General features: G+C 60.3%; 17 protein-coding genes. 13 read left to right on the forward strand and 4 right to left on the reverse strand.

From position 1 onward, the window contains the following. Nucleotides 1-2 precede the first annotated feature (2 nt). Nucleotides 3-737 carry a M48 family metallopeptidase gene (locus K3175_RS13435; RefSeq protein ID WP_221543918.1) on the forward strand — a complete coding sequence of 245 codons (735 nt, stop codon included), beginning with the start codon at nucleotides 3-5 and terminating at the stop codon, nucleotides 735-737. A 306-nt stretch (nucleotides 738-1,043) separates the two neighbouring features. Here K3175_RS13435 and K3175_RS13440 read toward each other — a convergent pair whose 3' ends face one another. The 3 genes from K3175_RS13440 to K3175_RS13450 all read right to left on the reverse strand — a co-directional run bounded on the left by K3175_RS13440 (nucleotide 1,044) and on the right by K3175_RS13450 (nucleotide 4,911). Then, nucleotides 1,044-2,357: a CitMHS family transporter gene (locus tag K3175_RS13440; protein WP_221543919.1), complete on the reverse strand. Its 1,314-nt coding sequence runs from the start codon at nucleotides 2,355-2,357 to the stop codon at nucleotides 1,044-1,046. 83 nt (nucleotides 2,358-2,440) lie between these two features. Beyond that, nucleotides 2,441-3,835, reverse strand: coding sequence for an OprO/OprP family phosphate-selective porin (locus tag K3175_RS13445; protein WP_221543920.1), 1,395 nt, complete (start codon nucleotides 3,833-3,835; stop codon nucleotides 2,441-2,443). Then, nucleotides 3,832-4,911, reverse strand: coding sequence for an ABC transporter substrate-binding protein (locus K3175_RS13450; protein WP_221543921.1), 1,080 nt, complete (start codon nucleotides 4,909-4,911; stop codon nucleotides 3,832-3,834). Before K3175_RS13450 ends, K3175_RS13445 begins: the two co-directional genes overlap by 4 nt. Before the next feature lie 100 nt (nucleotides 4,912-5,011). Between K3175_RS13450 and K3175_RS13455 the strand changes: the two genes are divergently transcribed. The 3 genes from K3175_RS13455 to K3175_RS13465 all read left to right on the forward strand — a co-directional run bounded on the left by K3175_RS13455 (nucleotide 5,012) and on the right by K3175_RS13465 (nucleotide 7,366). Further along, the gene (locus tag K3175_RS13455; protein WP_221543922.1) at nucleotides 5,012-5,677 is read left to right on the forward strand and encodes a response regulator; all 666 of its coding nucleotides are present in this window, start codon (nucleotides 5,012-5,014) and stop codon (nucleotides 5,675-5,677) included. Further along, complete coding sequence (locus K3175_RS13460; RefSeq protein ID WP_221543923.1) at nucleotides 5,667-7,061, forward strand: sensor histidine kinase; 1,395 nt, start codon at nucleotides 5,667-5,669, stop codon at nucleotides 7,059-7,061. Before K3175_RS13455 ends, K3175_RS13460 begins: the two co-directional genes overlap by 11 nt. A gap of 161 nt (nucleotides 7,062-7,222) precedes the next feature. Continuing rightward, the gene (locus tag K3175_RS13465) at nucleotides 7,223-7,366 is read left to right on the forward strand and encodes a hypothetical protein (protein WP_221543924.1); all 144 of its coding nucleotides are present in this window, start codon (nucleotides 7,223-7,225) and stop codon (nucleotides 7,364-7,366) included. A gap of 15 nt (nucleotides 7,367-7,381) precedes the next feature. Here the strand turns inward: K3175_RS13465 and K3175_RS14370 are convergent, their stop codons facing one another. Continuing rightward, nucleotides 7,382-9,223 carry a M61 family metallopeptidase gene (locus tag K3175_RS14370; RefSeq protein WP_221543926.1) on the reverse strand — a complete coding sequence of 614 codons (1,842 nt, stop codon included), beginning with the start codon at nucleotides 9,221-9,223 and terminating at the stop codon, nucleotides 7,382-7,384. Between the two features lie 131 nt (nucleotides 9,224-9,354). Between K3175_RS14370 and K3175_RS13475 the strand changes: the two genes are divergently transcribed. The 9 genes from K3175_RS13475 (at nucleotide 9,355) to K3175_RS13515 (ending at nucleotide 19,017) form a co-directional block, all read left to right on the forward strand. Further along, the gene (locus tag K3175_RS13475; protein ID WP_221543928.1) at nucleotides 9,355-10,161 is read left to right on the forward strand and encodes a class II glutamine amidotransferase; all 807 of its coding nucleotides are present in this window, start codon (nucleotides 9,355-9,357) and stop codon (nucleotides 10,159-10,161) included. A 38-nt stretch (nucleotides 10,162-10,199) separates the two neighbouring features. Beyond that, entirely contained in the window at nucleotides 10,200-11,915 is a 1,716-nt protein-coding gene (locus tag K3175_RS13480; protein ID WP_221543936.1) for a thiamine pyrophosphate-dependent enzyme, read from the forward strand. Nucleotides 11,916-11,966: 51 nt separating this feature from the next. After that, on the forward strand, nucleotides 11,967-12,245 hold the full coding sequence (locus tag K3175_RS13485) for a hypothetical protein (RefSeq protein ID WP_221543938.1): 279 nt from the start codon (nucleotides 11,967-11,969) through the stop codon (nucleotides 12,243-12,245). A gap of 433 nt (nucleotides 12,246-12,678) precedes the next feature. After that, nucleotides 12,679-13,233: a DUF4402 domain-containing protein gene (locus K3175_RS13490; RefSeq protein WP_221543941.1), complete on the forward strand. Its 555-nt coding sequence runs from the start codon at nucleotides 12,679-12,681 to the stop codon at nucleotides 13,231-13,233. Nucleotides 13,234-13,313: 80 nt separating this feature from the next. After that, nucleotides 13,314-13,799 (forward strand): DUF4402 domain-containing protein, encoded by a 486-nt coding sequence (locus K3175_RS13495; protein ID WP_221543943.1) that lies wholly within the window; start codon nucleotides 13,314-13,316, stop codon nucleotides 13,797-13,799. A 200-nt stretch (nucleotides 13,800-13,999) separates the two neighbouring features. Beyond that, nucleotides 14,000-14,497: a DUF4402 domain-containing protein gene (locus tag K3175_RS13500; protein WP_221543945.1), complete on the forward strand. Its 498-nt coding sequence runs from the start codon at nucleotides 14,000-14,002 to the stop codon at nucleotides 14,495-14,497. A 71-nt stretch (nucleotides 14,498-14,568) separates the two neighbouring features. Next, a complete protein-coding gene (locus K3175_RS13505; protein WP_221543947.1) occupies nucleotides 14,569-15,099 on the forward strand; it encodes a DUF4402 domain-containing protein in 531 nt (176 codons plus the stop codon). 148 nt (nucleotides 15,100-15,247) lie between these two features. Further along, complete coding sequence (locus tag K3175_RS13510) at nucleotides 15,248-16,159, forward strand: fimbrial biogenesis chaperone (RefSeq protein WP_221543949.1); 912 nt, start codon at nucleotides 15,248-15,250, stop codon at nucleotides 16,157-16,159. A 59-nt stretch (nucleotides 16,160-16,218) separates the two neighbouring features. Next, nucleotides 16,219-19,017, forward strand: a complete 2,799-nt coding sequence (locus tag K3175_RS13515; protein WP_221543951.1) for a carboxypeptidase-like regulatory domain-containing protein — start codon at nucleotides 16,219-16,221, stop codon at nucleotides 19,015-19,017. The last annotated feature ends 48 nt before the right edge of the window (nucleotides 19,018-19,065 follow it).

A 19,065-nucleotide genomic window follows, 5' to 3' on the forward strand; every position in this document is an offset into this window, starting at 1 on the left:
TAATGGAAAAGCATGCAATCGAGATTGGTGGGGAACTGATACGTTTCCAGCTGCGTCGCTCGCAGCGGAAGACCATGGGAATCTCGGTTTCGCCCGATCAAGCGGTTGTGGTCAGCGCACCCGAGAACGCGGATTTCGCCGACATCGAAAGCCGCGTTCGAAAAAAAGCTGGCTGGATCCTGGATAAGCAGGCCGAGTTCGCGACTAGGAGTGTTGAGGCAACTCCGAGGCAGTTCAAGCCAGGTGAGACATTCCTTCACCTCGGCCAGCAATATCGGCTGCGGGTGGATCCAGACAGGGTGGGGGTGGTGCGCGAAGGGTCGCGCATAATCGTGGGTGCCATCCAACCGAACGAAGCCGACCGCATCCGCAATCGCTTGGTTAGATGGTATATGAAGGAGGCCCGACAGCACTTGCCTGCCGCGCTCGAAAGATGCCTGCCCGGTTTTCGCAAGGAGGTAGAGCGAAAGCCCAAACTTCTCATCAGGCCGATCAAGATGCGCTGGGGTTCGTATATCTCGGCCACCCATACGTTGATTCTCAACCGATCACTTGTGCAGGTCTCGCCACCGTTGATCGATTACGTCGTCGCTCACGAGCTCGCGCACGTTGGGTATTGCGATCATGGACCGGCCTTCACCGCTAACCTTACCGAGAAAATGCCCGACTGGAGGACGCGTAAGAGGGCTCTGGAGAAGCTAGGACCAGAGCTTTTTGATGCTCCCATTCTCCGGTGAAACTCCGGTGAAATTAGCCGATATTCACGTTGTATTCCCGCATTGTTCCGCGTATCGGAAAAGCAGAATCCCCAGTTTTCCGCCATTTCCGAAAATAGGCGCTGCCCTCCGAAGGCAGAGGCCACAGGTTCGAATCCTGTCGGGTGCGCCAGCTTTTCAATGACTTAGTCGCTTGGGCGAGGTTAGTACGTAAAGCTTCGAGCGGTAATTTAGCCTGCTTAAGCGAGTGTAAGCGTTAGAAACCGCCTCTCAACGCCGCGATGAGAGGCGACTACTTCAATTCAAGACCGATTCGTGTGGCAATCGCTAGAACATTCCCAAAATCCAAGCGAAGCTGAACAAAACGAGCGAAAACCCCCACATGATCATCAGCGAGTATTTGATATGCTCACCCAGGCTGATCCCCGACAGGCCGAGGGCAAGCCATAAGGACGCAGAGAACGGGCTGATGAAAGTGCCGACGATGTTGCCGATCATCAATGCGTAGACGATGCTTTGGTCCGGCACCCCGAGCGGTTGCATCACTTCGATGACAACTGGCAGCAGGCCGAAGTAATAGGCATCGGTGGAAAGCACGAGTTCCAGTGGCAGGCCGAAGAAGCCGATCAGAATATGCAGGTGGGGCAGCAGCCATTCGGGCATCACGGCCACCAAATTGTCGGCCATGGCGCGCAGCATGCCCGATCCCTCCAGCACGCCAAGGAACACTCCTGCAGCAAGGATCACCGAAGCCAGCATCATGGCTGGACCGGCATGCGCGCTGATCCGTTCGAGCTGGATTTTCACGTTCGGATAGTTGAGCGTGAGAGCCACGGAAAAACCCAACATGAAGATCAGCCCGGCAGGCAGGATACCGATAATGAGGGCAACCATGACGGCGAAGAAGAGGACCGCGTTCGGCACCATATTGCCGGGGCGCAGCAGCGTCTCGTCCAACACGGAACTTTCGGCCAGCGGTGAACGCAGGTCGCTGGAATCCGGCGCCGCTCCGCTGGCTGCTGCTGCGGCGACGCGGCGTCTTTCCCGCAGACCCAGGCCGACAGCCAGCAGTACCAAGGCGCCTGCGCCAAGTCCCTGGATCACGATCAGCGGACGCCAAAGCTCCGTAACGTCGAGACCCGTGACCGCCGAGGCCCTGCCGAGGGGGCCGGCCCACGGCAACATGTTGAAGATCCCAGCGCCGGTGACCAGCACCAGCAGCATGAGCAGCGGGCTCATATTCAGGCGTCTGTAAACCGGCAGCAGCGCCGGGATCGTCAGGAGGAATGTAGTGGCTCCCGCACCGTCGAGGTGCGCAAGCATACCTACCAGCGCGGTGCCGATCACCACCAGCACCACATTGCCCTTGGTCAGTCTTACGATCCCATCGATCATGGGCCGGAACAGCCCGGCATCCTGCAAAACGCCAAAGAACAGAATTGCGAAGATGAACATGATCGCGACGCCGGCGACCCGTTCGAGGCCGGATTCAAAGAAGCCGCTGATCTCCTCGGGCCCGAAACCAACCGCGAGTGAGGCCACTACTGGGACTGCGCACAGCGCCGCCACGGGCGTGACCTTGTTGAGTATGAGCAGCACCATCACGGTGATGATCGTTGCAAGTGCGGCTATGGTTAGCATGGCGGAGGTTCCTCTCGATTTTTTTCTTGTCGTTTGTGCAGGCGGCGAGCGCTTGGGCCGAGCATCGCCATCCGGTCAGCAGGTCAGAAGGTGACGCCGATGCGGGTTGCTATGGTTTCCCCGCTATCGGGGCCTGTGAAAGCACCCGATTGATTGTCGGTATTCCAGTGCACCCAGTTGAACTGGAGACGTGTGAAGTCGTTGAGATACCAGTTGGTGCCGATCGTCGCGGCCCAACCCTCGCCGCCCTTGACGAGGCTTGTGTAGTCGATGTTTTCGTAACGGGCTGTCACTTCGATCGCGCCCGGCCCGCCTTTGAAGACCGAATTCAAGACGTTCGGTTGACCAAAATTGCCCGTGCGTGAACTGTAGGGTGGCAATTCACCGGTCACGAACCATCCGCCTGCCAGGCTCCATGCTTCGCTCAGGAAATCGGACCGGCCTGCATCCAGCCTGGCGCGCCGCTCCCCAAATTCAGCCATTGCCCAGGCCGGGCCCGCAAAGGCACCCAATTCGGCGCCGAAGCCGGTGGTGCTGCGCCCGCCCGACAGGACACCGGTCGAAACGCGTAGCGCATCGTTGAAGCGGCCGCCGATGGCGGTGTTGCGCGCAAGGTTGGTGGCGCCCGGTGACAGGTATTCGTCGAAGCCCCATAGGCCAATATGCATGAGAGCGCGATTGGACTTGACCGGGTTCCAATGGACCCGCGTCATCACGATGCGGCTGTCGCCGGTGTTCTGGTTTCCGTCGAGCCGGTCCCCAGTAACCGCCAAGGAGACGTGTCCGTTGTCCCAGAACAGACGCGACATGGCCCCCATCCCGTAGGAACCGCGCTGCGGAATGATCGCTGTGGCGACCACCGACCGTTCCAAGAACGGTGTGGCATCTGACGACGTGCTGCCTTCGAAGCTCCGATCATTGAACACGTGGCCTGCTCGTATGTCGTACGCCATTTCGGAGCCGATCGAGTCGCGCCAGCCCAGGAATGCGCTTGCTACATCGATGTCGTTATCCGAAAAATCGGCTTCAAATTGATAGAAGAAGCGGCGTCCGATGCCGCCCTCCACACCCATTCTGAGGGCGCGCATTCCAGTCGCGGTATGATTGCGCGCGTCGTAGCGCGACCCGGAGGTTGAGCTGACATCAGCCAGGATGCGACCGCGCGGCTTGAAGGTGTAGGTGCCATTGGCGGAGCGAAACGTTGGCAGACCGTCGCCCCAGTCGGCGACCACTCCCGAGGCGCTGGTCTGCTCCGCGTCTGCTGCTGGGTCGATCTGCGCCATCTGCTGCGTTTCAGCATCGGCAGCCACACCGTCACGCTCGTGCTCCAGCCGGTCGAGCCGGACCCGCAGTTCCGCAATTTCGGCAGCCTGTTGGCGGACCAGTTCTTCGAGATCCGGCTCGACCGGCGATTGCGCCAGCACGGGCGACGCGGCTAGCATTGCGACCGCGGAACAGGTGAAACGGAGCGTGTTCATGATGGATTTGAGCCTTCGGCAAGAAGTGCGCGCCATTCGGCAAGAAAGCGCTGGCGCTTGATGGAATCGAGGTGGACGAGAAGCTGGGGCCCGATCCGGATTGGTCGCTGCTGCTCCCGCGACGGCATCCGATTGCTGATATCGCTTCGTACGGGCGACAGCCCTTGCTGAGCGAGCAGCATCTGGCCGCTGCGCGACAACAGGAAGTCGAGAAAAAGCTGCGCCGCTGCGGGATGTCGAGCGTCGCGAGCGATAAAGGCAACCCGAGACGCGGTAATCGTATAGTCGCTCGGAAAGATCACCTGGATCCGCTCGTCGCGTTTCGCGCGGGCCAAAGCGTAAGAGCCCAGTACGTTATAGGCGATGGCTGCTCGTCCTTCCGCCACCGCATCCAGCATCTCAGCACTGGTGGACGACAGCATGGGCCGGGTATCGGCAATGGCCTCGATCAGTGATCCTGTGTCGCGGGTGATGGCATAATCTTCCGTCAGGTAGAGGTAGCCCGCATCCGCTTTCGCGGGGTCGTAGGTCGTGACCTTGCCCGTGAGATCCTGGCGCCGATCGACCAGCAGCTGTTCGAACGCATCGTGCGTCTGCGGCACTTGCTCGGCAGGGACAAGCTGGCGATTGACGACGAAGACGATCGGCTCGGAAGTTAGTCCATAGCCCATGTCCTTCCAGACTGCGGTCGTGGGAAGCGCGGGCTTCTCGGGGCTACGATAGGCCTGCGCGTAACCGTCATTGATCAACTTTGTCTGCAGAGCCATTCCTGAAGACAGGACCAGATCGGCGCCGGGCTGACCAGTATCGCTCTCGCGAACCACCCGGTCGTAGACAGCGCGCGATTGCAAATCCTCGTAATCCACGGATATGCCGGGATAGGCCGCCTCAAAGCCGGAGATAGCAGGCTGCACCGCGGCCCTGTCGGTAGCGCCATAGACACGCACCATTCCCTCCTCGCGGGCCGACGCGATCAGCGTTTCATAGGATGGGGGATAGCCGGCCGGGCGTTGCGCATCCCGGCATCCTGATGCACCCACCACAAGCATCGCTATCGACAAAATCAGTAGTCGCATCGATCAGGTCCTCTCGCTTTCCGTCTCTGAGTTCGGATAAGCTTGCGACCGTGAGATATGTAAGCAACCTTTCATGCGCCTTTCACGGCTCCGCAGCATCATGCGAATCCTGATTGTCGAGGACGACGCGGCACTGGCTCGTGCCATCGTTCAGCTGTTGCGGGAGGCGGGGAACGCGGTCGATCATGTCTCAACCGGCGAGGATGCGCTGATGGTGGCTGCCGACGATGCCTATGCTCTCATCGTCCTCGATGTGGGCCTGCCCGACCTAGATGGCTTCGCAGTTCTCGAAACGATTCGGCGCAGTGGAAACCGAGTCCCGGTGCTGATGCTGACCGCCCGCGACGGGCTCGACGATCGCGTGCACGGGCTCGACCTCGGAGCGGACGACTACCTGCGCAAGCCTTTCGCACCTGCGGAACTGGAAGCACGCATCCGTGCGCTCGGCAGGCGGCGCGGCGGTAATCCGACGCCGGAACTGAAAGTCGGCATGCTGGTGATGGACCGGTCGCGCGGCGAAGCGCGGGTCGGCGCGCGCGCGCTCGACCTTCGCCGGCGCGAATGGGCAGTGCTTGATGCACTCGCCACCCGTGCGGGCCAGATTGTATCGCGCGTGACGCTGCAGTCGGAGGTGTTCGGCTATGACGAGCCCGTCGGTCCGAATGCCATCGAGGTAAACATCGCGCGGCTCCGTACCAAGCTCTCATCGGACGGGCCGGTCATTCGCACGATCCGAGGCGTGGGTTACATGCTCGATGGCGACTGAGAACGCGCAAGAGACCACGCTTGCGCTGCGGACGCGGCTCCTCGCCACGATGCTGGCACCACTGCTGGTCATCGCCGCGCTGTTGGGGCTTGCCGGCGCAACGCTGATTGCGGACGTGGTCCGGCGCGGGAATGATCGCGTACTCGGCGGCGCACTGGAGGCGGTTGCCGAAACGGTTGAGGTCGAGCGGGGGCAGGTAACGCTCGACCTTCCGGAGGCCGCCTTCGGGATGCTGGAAAATAGCGAGCGCGACAACATTTATTACCGCATCGCAGTCGGCGAAAAGGCGTTAACCGGATACGCCGACCTGTCCGCCCCCCTTATTGCCGACGTCCCCTTGGAAATGCCGCGCTTCCGTTATGAACGGTACAAGGATCAGGATATCCGCATTGCAGAAATGCGCCGTGAATTGCCCGGGATCGAAGCGCCGGTGATCGTGCAGCTTGCCGAAACACTCGACAGTCGGCGCGCTCTCCGGCGGAGGCTAATTGCGCTTTTGGTGCTGGGAGAGCTTATGCTGATCGGCGTGGCGATGGCGCTGATCCGACCGGCATTGGGCTGGAGCCTGCGGCCGCTGGCACAGTTGGGCAATGCCGTGGCTGCCCGCGATACGCGCGCGACGCCCGATCTCTCTCCTCTGCAGTCCGGTCCGTTGCCGGCCGAGTTGCGTCCATTGGCAGACGCCTTCGACAGGCTTCTGGCGCGGCTTGACAGTGCAACGTCGGGCATCCGGCGCTTCACTGCCGACGCCTCGCATCAGATGCGTACGCCGCTTGCCGTGCTTAAGGTACAGGTTGCGCTCGCCCGTCGTGGCAATCCCGACGCGCTTGGGGAAATCGCCACCGCAGCGGACCGGCTCGAACATCTCTTGACCCAGCTGCTGGCGCTAGCACGGGCAGAGGAAGAGGGTTTCACGCCAAGGCGCGAAATTGTCGATTTGGGCGAAGTCGCCGCTGCTGTCATCAACCGGCGGATCAATCAGGCGATTGGCGCTGGAATAGATGTTCATCTGGAGGCACCGTTGCAGGCCACGGTGAAGAGCCACCGCACGCTAATCTTCGAGATCCTCTCCAATCTGCTAGACAATGCGATCCGTTACAATCGTCGCGGCGGGACCGTGTTGATAACAGTGGCAAGTGACAATGTTTGCGGCTCCTCGATCGCGGTCGAGGATGATGGTCCGGGATTATCCGAAGCTGAAATGGCGCGGCTCGGCGAACGCTTCGCGAGGTTTTCGACCGCGCGAGGCAGCGAAGGCAGCGGCTTGGGCTTCGCCATCGTCCGCTCGGCCGCGGCTCGGCTCGGCGCCTCACTCCACCTCGTCGATGCAAAGCCCGGCTTGCGAGTAACGCTGACCTTTCGTGACGGAGCAAAAAGCGTTTAGTCCTGCCCGGCCGAAGAAACTAATTGGCCATAATCGTGTAGTGAGGCTGACCGCATGCCAACATCTTAGAGATGGTGCGCTGCCCGGTCATCAAGCTCGGCTGATCGAGCGTCAACCTGTCGCCGCGCGCGTGGTGCAACGACGCAGCGACCGCCAAAGCCGTGGAGTTCGATCTCTTGGAGCAGGTGAAGAAGCAGTTCGACGTGGCCGGCATCGAAATTCCATACGCGTATCAGAACGTATTGCTGAGCGAATCGGTCAGCATCGACTCACGGCAAAGCGAAGCTGGGTTCGCGGACAATTGAGCCGCTAACCGAGGCCTAAGCGCGGGAACTCAGGATCGCGTCGAGGAGCCGGGGTGCATCGCCGTGTTCTTCGAGTGACGGGTAGCGCTGGCCAGTAGGACAATCGATCTTCACCGTTTTCACCCGGTCGAGCCGTTTCACCACCAGGATCACGCTGCCGCCACTGTCGGCGCACGTATCGATCGCATCCTGCATCGCTGCATGCGAATAGGATGTCTCGCCGACGGACAGTATCTCCATGCCCTTGACGATCCCGGCCTTGAAGGCCGGCCCGTCCCACATCACGTCGATCACTTTCGCGTTCAGACCCATCTTAATTCCTAGCGAATAAGAGAAGTCGAAATAGGAATGGTGTGTCTGATCGTCGGCCTGCCAACCCGATGGGCTGTCGTGCCAGACCAAACGATAACCGCCGTTTTCGATCCCGGCATAGGGGGCGTGCGGGGCAATGCCATCGACGCGGGAAGCGAAGAAATCGGCCCAGTTGTACTCGAAGGTCTCTGCCAGCGCTTCAATAAGCTGATCCCGCCCATAAGGTTTCGGCTTCAATCGCTCATGTGGCTCCCAGGCGCCGTCAGGCGCGAAGAAGCTGCGCATCAGATCATCCAGCGAGCGTTCGCCTGCGGTCCCGCTGCGGATGATAGTGTCCGCTTCCAACCAGATCAGCAGACCTTCGGAATAATAGTCTTCGGACCGCTGCCAGCTCTGCCAGGGCTGCACCTCGCGCGCGGTGAATATCGGATCGTTGTCGGTATCGGCCAGCGGGCGCCAGTTGCGGCCCGGACGATTATCGTAGGTGGCGAAGATCAGCGCGAATGCCTCACGGGTCAGCTGCGGCGAAATCAAGCCGCAGCGTGCTGCCAGAACATGGCCGTAATACTGCGTCAGCCCTTCGTAGACCCACATCAGCTCGTTGGTCATGCGGCTGAAATCGCTCTGGAAATTACCTTGCGGCACGCGGTATTTGCCGACCCATGCATGGACGTATTCATGCGGAAGAAGGTCGCGCTCCGTGGTGGAGCTTTGCCACTTGCTGAAGTAGGTCGCGCGAACGCCTTCTTCGCTACAGTTTTCATGTTCCAGTCCCATCCGCCCGATCTGGTCGGAGCAGGCCATCAGGAAATGGTAGGTCTCGAAGGGCCGGTGGCCGAACAGTGCATCGGCTTCTGCGATCAGGCGTCTGTGGCATTCGAGTTCTTCGGAATTCTGCGGCAACTGGTCTTGGCGGTCGGCCGCGATCAGCAAGGTAACGCTGTCGTCAAGGTGTTCGCGGTGCGTATGGATGCCGGCCAGAACCGGGCAATCGATCAGCGTCCGCACATCGACCGGATCGAAGCGAACGAATCCATCCTCCGGCACAATGCGCTCTTCGTCTCCTATGCCCAAGGCGCAAGCCCAGTCCCACCCTTGCGGTAAGCGCAAAGCGGGCTCGATCATTATTTCGTCGATCGGTGAGTCGGCGGGGTAGAGCAGGCATTCCTCCCAGTGGAACCGCAAAATCTCGTCGCTGACCATGATCCGCCCCTGGTTGGACTGGGTTGGGGAGAGTGACTGGTGCGTTATTTCAAGGCGTCGCGCGCCTTCGGTAAGGTGGACGATGATACGAAAGGGATCGTCCGGATCGCGTTGCCAGCGGCATGGTACGCCGTCTGCCCGAAATTGCAGGCCGGCGAGCCTGTCGATCGCACCGCGCGGCGCATGATATGCTGGGAGCCACTTGGCCAGAGTGAGCGCGACCCGACCCTTTTGCTCGCATACCAGAAGGCCTTGTCTGCACCAGAAGATAGCGCGCGCGACATCTGTCGCGTCCACAGTGAGCTGTATGGGCGAGGCTCGCTCGGTGCTCGATTGGCCCACTGGTATCCTCCCTTTCGGTCAGCTTCTTCCGGCTTTGCAAAGCACGCTGCAGATATTCGAACTTGCGAATATATCGCTGTCGTTCCAGTAAACCACCGGACTACGAAAGCGGCAAGATCCGGGGCAAAAGCATGTGCGAACTTTTTGCGATGAGCGCTTCGGAGCCGCACACCGTGCGATACGAGCTCGACCTGTTTGCACAGGAGGGGGGAGAAAAGCATCGCAACCGCGATGGCTGGGGTATCCTGTTCGCCCAGGATCGTGACGCCTTTCTTTTCCGGGAACCCGATCCTGCCGCATCCAGCGAACTGGCGAAGATGGTGGTGCGCCAAGATCGGCCATGCAGGCATTTGATCGCGCATGTACGCCGCGCGTCCGCCGGAAAACCGGCCCTAGCCAACACCCATCCTTTCGACCGCGTGGTGCGCGGGCAAAGGATTGCGTTTGCGCATAACGGCGATTTGCCGAATATCCAAACCTGCGAAGATGCGCCCGCTCTGATCGGTCAGCGGATCGGCGATACGGACTCCGAGCTGGCCTTCCTGATGCTGTTGCACCGGCTGGCCGCGGCGAATGCAACTACCCCTTTGGATCGCCATGATGTCTTCGCCCGCTTCGCTTCGGAACTGCGCGAACTCGGCAGCGCGAACTTTCTATTCTTCGATGGCGAACTTCTCTTCGTCCATGCCGACCGGCGCAAGTTCGAGACCGAGGACGGGCTGACCGATCCGCGCGAGCCGGGACTGAATATCCGGTCTTTCGAAGGCAGGCATTCGGGACAGACTTGGACTACGCGGGGTGCCAAAATCGAGAACATCACCGCGCCGCTCCACCTCTTCGCGTCGGTGCCGCTGGACGAAAACGGGTGGGAGCCTCTGGCTCGCGGCTGTGTCCTAGTCTTAAAAGACGGCGCGATCCTGGCGCGTGCCCAAACCTGACGCGGCGCTGCCCGCGCCGCCGCATCAAAGGAAATTGCATGTCGAAGACTGTCGCCGAAATCGTTGTCGATGCGCTGGAAAAAGCCGGGGCGAAGCGGGTGTATGGAATCCCCGGCGACACGATCAATCATTTCACCAACGCTGTCGCCAAGAGTGATCTGCGCTGGGTCGGTGTGCGCCATGAAGAAGCGGGCGCCTTTGCGGCTGGCGGCGAATCCTACATGACCGGTGAATTGTCGGTTTGCGCCGGAACGTGCGGTCCGGGCTCGCTCCATTTCGTAAACGGCATTTATGAAAGTCACCGCAACGGTGCGCCCGTCTTGCTCATCGCATCGGATGTCGCGCGCACTGAAAAAGGCTTCGACTTCCCGCAGGAGGTGGAGCAGAAAAAGATCTACGAGCAGCATTCGCATTTTTGCGAATACATCTCGCACCCTTCGCAGGCGCGGCGCATCGTCACCAAGGCAGCGCAGGCCGCGCTGACGAAAAAGGGCGTGGCGGTGGTGATCGTCAATGGCGACATGTTTACCGAGAAGGACGACGATGCGATGGACTGGCAGGTCTATCGCCCGCAGCCGGTGTGCCGCCCGAATGACGCGGAAATGGCTGAGCTGGCCGCGATGGTCGATGCTGCCGGCAGGGTGTCCGTCTATGCGGGGATCGGGGCGCGTCATGCGCGCGAAGAGATCATGGCACTGTGCGGAAAGCTGAAGGCCCCGATGGTGCACACCACGCGCGCCAAGGAGTTTCTCGAACCGAACAACCCTTACAATGTCGGCGTCAACGGTATCCTCGGCAACAGGGCTGGTGTGAACGCGCTGGAGAATGCCGATCTGGTCATCAGCCTGGGCTGCGACTTCGCCTACACCCAGTATTATCCGGACGGAAAAAAGATCGTCCAGATCGACATCGATCCCACGCATCTCGGCAGACGTTCGGCCATTCACCTCGGTTTGGTCGGCGATGCCAAGTCGACTATGGCCGCGCTGCTGCCGCTGGTTGCGGCAAAATCGGGCGACGATCACCTCAAGGCACACAAGACGCAATGGCAGGAGGATCTCGAAGGATACCAGAAGCAGGCGGACGAAAGCGATGCCCGCCTTATCCATCCGCAATTTGTCGCCAACATGCTGGATGGCAAAGCGGCGGACGATGCAATCTTTGTATCCGATGCGGGCACGTCGATGGTCTGGATGCTCCGTCATATCGAAGCAAACGGAGACCGTCGTTTCCTCAACACCCTGCTCCACGGCACGATGGCAAGCGGGATGCCCCAGGCGATGGGCATCAAGCTCGCCTATCCCGAGAGACAGGTGATCGCCATGTGCGGCGACGGCAGTCTGACCATGCTGATGGGCGAATTGCTGACATTGGTTCAGGAGAAAATCCCGCTGAAGCTCGTCGTCTTTCACAACGACACCTTCGGCTTCGTGGAGATGGAACAGCGCGTCGAAGGGCTGGTCGATCATTACACGGGGCTCAACAATCCGGATTTTGCAAAGCTGGCTGAGGCATGCGGAATTTCAGGCTGGCATGTCGAAAACGCAGAAATGCTCGAGGCGGCGATGGACGCTTGGCTGCGGCATGACGGACCGGCGCTTCTGGATGTGAAGGTCAACCAGATGGAGTTGGTCATGCCCCCCAAGATCGAATCCTCACAGGTCGCCGGGACGGCACTGTTCGGCGTCAAGGCCGTTCTGGACGGCCGCGCGAAGGAGGTCATTGACTTGCTGCGCAATAATTTCTTGCGGTAATGAAGCGGCGCTCTCTCCTTACGCTTAGATAAAAGCGGCCTCGGTTGCGATATGCAGAAGGCCTTTTATGCGCACCTAAAAGGTTGCGGCGTTCGCTTTCCCTCTGGTCTAAAACTCAACCAAGGCTTTCGCGGACGACTTCTGCGTGGGCCTCGCGAACGAACTCAAAAATACGCCCGTAGTAATACCTGCCTCATGCCGGGATTGACCGACACGCAATTCTTCAAGTGCGCCGGAATAGAAAAAGCGAACGCCGGGCAGATGGAAAACAAGGCACACCCGCCCAAGGTCGGTTTGGATCAGGAGCGATGCATCTCCGTCCGCGGTTGAAGAACGAATACTGAGCCAACAGCTAGCCAGGATGATTGAGCGCGATTATTGAGGTGCAAGCTCTTGTTGAACTGGTGGCGAGATCCTGAGCGTGCTGCTTTCTAGATTTAGGTGATCTTAAAGTATCTCTTACGAGAGAAGGTGCCGCTGTTATCGACGCTAGCCTGAACCAGCGGCAGCTTTCGAGTGAAAATTGCGACCAACTGAATGACTGAAATGAGGGCGCATGCTGCGGTTATAAGGGTAGGGGAACTCGAGATTTCCAATGATCATAGTGCCCATCACTTTCATGTCGGGTGCGCCATGATCTCCCGTTCTAGACACAACCATCTGTTATTCCCGGGGTAATTTCGCAGGTGCCAGGCGAATTGTGATTTGCGTGCGATCCGTGGCATAGTCCGCCACTGGCTGGGAAACTGGGTAGGGAAGAGCCATGCGATCCGTTGTTCACTTTTCGCTATGCGCGCTCGCCATCCTCGGGCTGGCAATCCCCTCGGTCACCCTCGCCCAGCCCCGCTCCGGCGACCTGCGGCTGCGGACCGACGGCGAGCTGAAGTTCGGCACCTTCATGGTCTTCGGCAGCGGCGCGCGAAGTGTGAGCGCATCGGGCGCGGTGGTGGACCAATCGATCGTGGCTCTGGAAGGAACAAAGGCCCGGCCCGGCCAGTTTACAGTGGAGTATGAACGAAAAGGCGCGAACACGAGGGCTCTCACAGTGACGATCGAACTCGTCATCTCGGCGCCTGCCCAGATCCGCCAAGGCGGGGTCGATGCCCGACTGAGCCAGTTCGAAACGGACCTTCCTGGCTATTCCCGCATTTCCAACGGACAATCCGTTCGAGTCGAGTTGCCGAATTGCCGGTCCAAGACCTGTACCCGGAGTTTCAACATCGGTGCGCGCCTCGACGTGACGCGCAATTACGGGGGCGCGGATATTGCGATCCCGATCGATCTCGACGGGCGGGTGGTGTCAGTGGACTGGTCTTGAGGCCCGAGCGGCTGCTTCCTGACCTCCGCCCTCCCTTCTGGGCGCTCACATTATGCGCAATTCTGCTACCATATCAGGCGGTGGCCCGCGAAACGGGAATCTCCCAAGGCACTGCCACCGCCCAAGTTGTCGAGCCCATCCGCACGGTCCCGCTGGAGGATCTATCCTTCGGCGCGATCTCGGTCGCGCAAGGGCGGGCGGGAAAAGTCCGCGTTGATTCCGATGGGGCGACGGTCACGTATATTGACGGGGTTAAACCCCAATGCGGTGCCCGCGCCAATTGCTCTCCGCATCCAGGCAGTTTCTCGGTTTTCGGTGCTGCCCACCAAGCCTATGAAGTGTCCCTGCCATCTCAGATCACGGCCCATGGCCGCAGGACAGGCCGGGGGCTGGTCGTCGGAGATCTGGAAATGCGCAGTTCCAACAATCCTTCCTTGCGCCATGGTGGCCGACTTGATGGGGACGGAAGAGATACCTTTTTTGTCGGCGGTAGTCTGTCTGTGCCCGCAGGTATTGAAGCGGATGTCTTCACCGCAGAGCTGCCGGTTACCGTTTCCTACAATTGATTGCATTTAGGTTAACCTTAATAAAGGGTTTCGCCGACGCATTTCCGGCGAAGTCACTGGTTAATTTCATCTTTAGCAACGATAAGTAAGTTCTTAAGTTTACTGCGGGTAACATTGGTCCCGACGGGAATGGTCAAGTCAGATTCCTGTTTTCGGTAATTTCGGCGAACGCCGGAATCAAAATTTGAAGGGGACCAACCTTGAAAAAACTCGCAATTCTCGCTGCTGCCGCAGCGGTAGCATCTGGCCCTGCCATGGCTGCCCCTGGAGATACGGCAACCGCACAAGGTGCGGCTACTGCTGAAGTCGTCGCACCTATCACGCTTGCGCACCAGACCGGCGCCGCGCTCGATTTCGGTACGTTCACCACCGGCACCAACGGCGGCACAGTCACGGTGGATCTGACCGGTGCGGGCGTAGCCACCGCCGACGTCACCCTGATTGGCGGTTCGGTAGAAGCTGCCGACCTTTTCGACGTGACCGGCGATGTGAACCGCAGCTTCGCTATCAGCACCACGCCAGGTTCGGTTTCGAACGGCACCGACACGATGAACTTCACGACTTCGGCTCCTGCTTCGGCTTCGCTGAACGGATCGGGCGCAGCATCTTTCGCAGTTGGCGGCGTGCTGACTGTGGCAGGCGGTGAGTCCTCCGGTTCCTACACCGGCACTTACGACGTTACCATCAGCTATAACTGATTCGACTACGTAGGGTGCGGGGGTGACGCATGATTCCCCGCACCCGGCCTCTTTTTCGGGAGGGTAGGCCTATGCTGAAACGTTCCATTTCCCTGCGCCTGGCCATGCTGGCCGGTCTATCCTTGTCGTCACCGGTTCTTGCAGAGCCTGGTACGAGCGCGCAGGAGACCGGAGCTGCGGCAGCGAATGTGGCGGAACCGATAACTATTCAGCGATTGGCAGACCTGCGTTTCGGGCGGTTCGCATCGCCCTCTACTCCCAGTACTATCCAGATTACTCCCGCCGGGGCGTTTACTCCGTCGGGCGATGTTACGTCGTCGACCCAGATGGCGCAGCCGGCAAATGGCCGTGGCCCAGCCCAGTTCAGGGTGCGCCAGGCCGGTAATCGCGGCGGCACAGTCAGGATTCCAGAGACGATTACCCTGAGGAGCGGAGGCAACTCCATGGACGTGACCAGTGTCCAGGGCACCTTGACCGTCATCTCCGGCTTCGGTCGCTTCCGCGTCTACCGCTTGGATCTCGGCGGAACCTTGCAGGTAAAAGCGAATCAGGCGCCTGGCTCCTATGTCGGCGACTTCGATGTGACCGTCGTCTACAACTAGTCTGGCCCTCCCGACTTACCGAATGTTAACCGTCGAACCGTATCAAGCTCTCTGAAAAAGAGGGCTTTTGGTCGGCTATCCCATGAAGAAAATTTACCATGTTGCTGCGCGTGCAATCGGCTCGGCTTTCGGGCTTGCCTGTTGCGCATTGTCCAGCCCAGCCCTTCCCCAGAGCCTCGCGCTTGAAGCCGCACATGTCGAGGCCGAAGAAGAAGCCGCTCTGCCGCAAGTGGAAGCCGGGCAAGTTCCCGAGGGTTCGGTCGGCGGAATGGGCGATATCAATCTTTATCCTCGCCGGATCGTCATGGATCAGCGCCAGCGAATTTCTTCCGTTGGCATCTACAACAAGACCCCGTTCGACGGCGATTACGAGATCTCGATCAGCGACATGGTGATGACCGAGACCGGGGCGGTCATCCCGGTCGATAATCTGCCTGCCGGGGTGGACGCCGGCGATCTCAAGGCCGCCAGCGGCATGCTGCGCTGGTCTCCCCGCCGGGTCATGCTCCCCGGAAGCGAGGCGCAGACCGTGCGGATCATGGCGCGCCCTCCCGCAGACCTGCCCGACGGAGAGTATCGCGCACATTTCATGGTGGTTTCGGTGCCCAAGGATATCGATGAGGGTTATTCCATCGAGGATGCCGTCGGCGATTCCGCAGGTGCCGGCGAAAGCGTAGGCGTAACCATCCGTCCCCGCTTTGGAATTTCCATCCCCGTCATCATTCGCGTTGGAGAGACCACGCTTGATGTAGCCTTGCGGGATCTGTCCCTCGCCGAGGATGCGCAAGGCGAGGCCATCACTCTCACTATTGCCCGTAGCGGCACAAGGTCGGCCTATGGCGATCTTACGATCACCGCCGCTGGCATTGACGAGCCCGTGGCTATCGCCAAGGGGATCGGCGTCTATCCGGAAATCGACAGCCGGACCGTCCGCCTTGCCCTGAACCCAGAGTTCGACCGCGATCGGCTGGCCCCAGGCACGGTCCTGACGGCTACTTTCGTCGATGACGATTACGCCCCGGGCCGGACCTTGGCGAGACAGGAATTCAGCGTCCCGTGAGGGTGCTCGGCGCGTTCGGTGTATTGACCTGGCTTGCCGGGGCACCATCGCTCGCGAACGTGCCTACAAAAGAAGATCTTTCCTCGAACGACGCCATCCTGGCCGAAGCTCGCAAGCCCACTCCGGTATCGGCCACGCCAGCATCCGCTGGGGTTTCGGCGCTGCCTCCCGGGGTGAAGATGGCGGCATCCAATGCCCAATCGCAGCAACCCTTCGATCTGACGCCCGGTCGTCAGATTTTCCCGGTCGACAAGGGGGATCTGCCCCTCTTCACCGTGGACGACGAACTTATCCTGCAATTGCGGATAAAGGGTTTCGATTCGTCCGATACACTCATCGCCTATGGATCGCGCGAGGCTTTGTATCTTCCCCTTGGCGAACTCACGCGCATTCTGGACCTCGCCATCCGGATCAGCGACGACGGCCATTATGCGAGCGGATGGTTCCTGGCGGAAGACCGCAAGCTCACGGTGGATTTGCGCCAGCGCCGGATCGTGACGCCAGATGGAATGCGGCCGCTCAAGCCGGATGACGCGATGGCCTTCGAAGGGGAGATGTATCTGCGGAGCGAAATCTTTCCCGAGATCCTTCCTGTCGCGCTCGAACCCAACCTTCGAAGCCAAGCCATTCTCCTGACTACGCAGGAACCCTTTCCTTTTGAGGAACGGCTGCTCCGCGAAACCGAACGCGCCAAATTGGGAACGCGGCGCACCTCGGGCGAAGCAGAACCTTGGACGAGGCAGGAAACGCCCTGGCTGCCTATTTCGGTCCCGATGGGCGATGTGGAACTAAGGCCGGTTTCTGATTCCGCGAAAGGTGCGCGCATCGAAGGCGATCTGCGCCTGTCGGGCGATGTCGCCTATCTAACCGCCCAGACCTATTTCTCCGCGACCAGTCAGGACGGACTGGTTGCCTCGCTCGTCCAGGCCGGCCGCCGCGATGTCGATGGCGATCTGCTGGGCCCCCTCGCTGCAACCGAATTCCAGTTCGGCGACGTTGCTACCACGTCGATGCCCGTAGGCTTGCGGGGCCGCTCGGGCAGGGGCGGGTTCGTTACCAACCGGCCGTTCGAGAGCGTGTCGGTCTTCGAACAGATCGATTTGCGCGGTATCTTGCCCAGCGGTTACGAGGTCGAACTTTACCGCAATGACATCCTCGTGGGCTCTGTCGCCAAGGCCAGCAATGGCCAGTATGAATTCCTGGAAATTTCGCTCGATTACGGCCTTAATGTCTTCCGCTTCGTCTTTTACGGGCCACAAGGGCAACGCCGCGAAGAGGTCAAGCGTGTCAGCGTGGGAGATGGCCGGCTCTCGAAAGGAAAGCTCGAATATGATGTCGGTGCCATTCAGCGCGGCGTGAACCTGCTTGGAGTGAACGGCCCCGAGTTCAATCCGAGCGAAGGCTATGGCGGCTGGCAGGCCGCGGGGCGCGTCTCATACGGATTGAGCGAGAACATCACTGCGCTGGCGAGCGTGGCGATGATCGATCAGGATGAGGATGGCGGCCTGGTCGGGACAGCCGGGGTCCGCACCGGCTTTGGTGGCTTGGCGCTTCGTGCGGATGCGGCCTTGGCCAGCGGCGGCCGCTTCGCCATGGGAATTGGCACCGGGGGCCGTTTGCTGGGAGGCGCGTTCGCTCTGTCCCATTTCGAATATGGCGGCGGCTTCGTCGATGAATTGCGCAGCAACAACCGCGATCCGCTGAGCCGGGCCACGGAACTGGATATCAACACTACGCTGAAGGTCGGCGGAGGGGTGAATGCCATCCCCGTGGCCGCGCGGCTGCGCAATATTGCATATTTCGACGGGCGGTCGGACATGCGTGCGCTGGTGCGCGGATCGGCCCGCATGGCCGGCTTGGTCCTGTCCAACAACTTCGAATATCAGCGCGCCACCAATCGGGATGGCCCCGGCTTTACCCAGCTCGGCGGCAATTTCGATCTGGCCACCTTCCGGCGCTCGCGCACGCAGGCGCGCGCCTCTGTCGGCTACAGGATTATGCCCGAAGTCGAGCTTGCCAATGTATCGGGCGAGATCGACCGCCAGCTCGACGATCACACGGTGGTGAACGCCCGCGCTTCCTACGCCTTCAATGGCGGGGGCCTGGGTCTGGGAGCATCGGCCATTCGCGAATTCGAGCGGTTTTCGCTCGCCTTCGACGGCAATTATGCATTCGAGCTCAAGAATTACTCGGCCGCGATCAGGATGGGATTCAGCTTCGGCCGCGATCCGTTGACGCGTGAGTTCTTCCTTGCGCGTCCCGGACAGGCCTCGTCCGGCGGCGTCAGCCTTCGTGCCTTTCAGGACATGGACGGCGACGGCATCTTCGGCGAGGGGGATGCCGTGCTCGAGAATGTGGATTTTACCGTCCACAACAACGTCGGAACGACAAGGGCGGATGGAACGGCGCGCCTTACCCATCTGGGCCATGGCAACCGCGCGACCGTGCAGGTGGATCCGACCACGCTGCCCGATATTCTCATGGTTCCGGTAGAGCGAGGCGTGGAATTCGTTCCGCGTGCAGGCCGTTTCCACGTCATGGACTTTCCCATCGTCGCACAGAGCGAGATAGAGGGAACGGTATCGTTCAAAGGTGCAAAGCAAGGGCGCGGCGTTTCCGGTCTTCGTCTGCAGTTGGTCGATACGGACGGCAAGATCCGCGGGACAGCGCGATCCGAGCGGGGTGGCTACTTCTTCTTCGAACAGGTGCTGCCGGGGTCGTACCAACTGGCGGTCGACCCTGAGCAGGCTGGCAAGCTCGGCATTTGCATCTCCGATGCCGAACGGGTGGAGGTGGGCGCCGAAGGGGCGATCCAGTCGCTCGATATCGAAGTGCGCGAATGCAAGCAGGCAACCTGACTGCATATTCTGAAAGGGGCGTGTGCTATTGCGAATGATTAGCATTGA

Origin of the sequence: Qipengyuania aestuarii, assembly GCF_019711535.1 — a bacterium.
Classification (GTDB): Bacteria; Pseudomonadota; Alphaproteobacteria; order Sphingomonadales; family Sphingomonadaceae; genus Qipengyuania; species Qipengyuania aestuarii.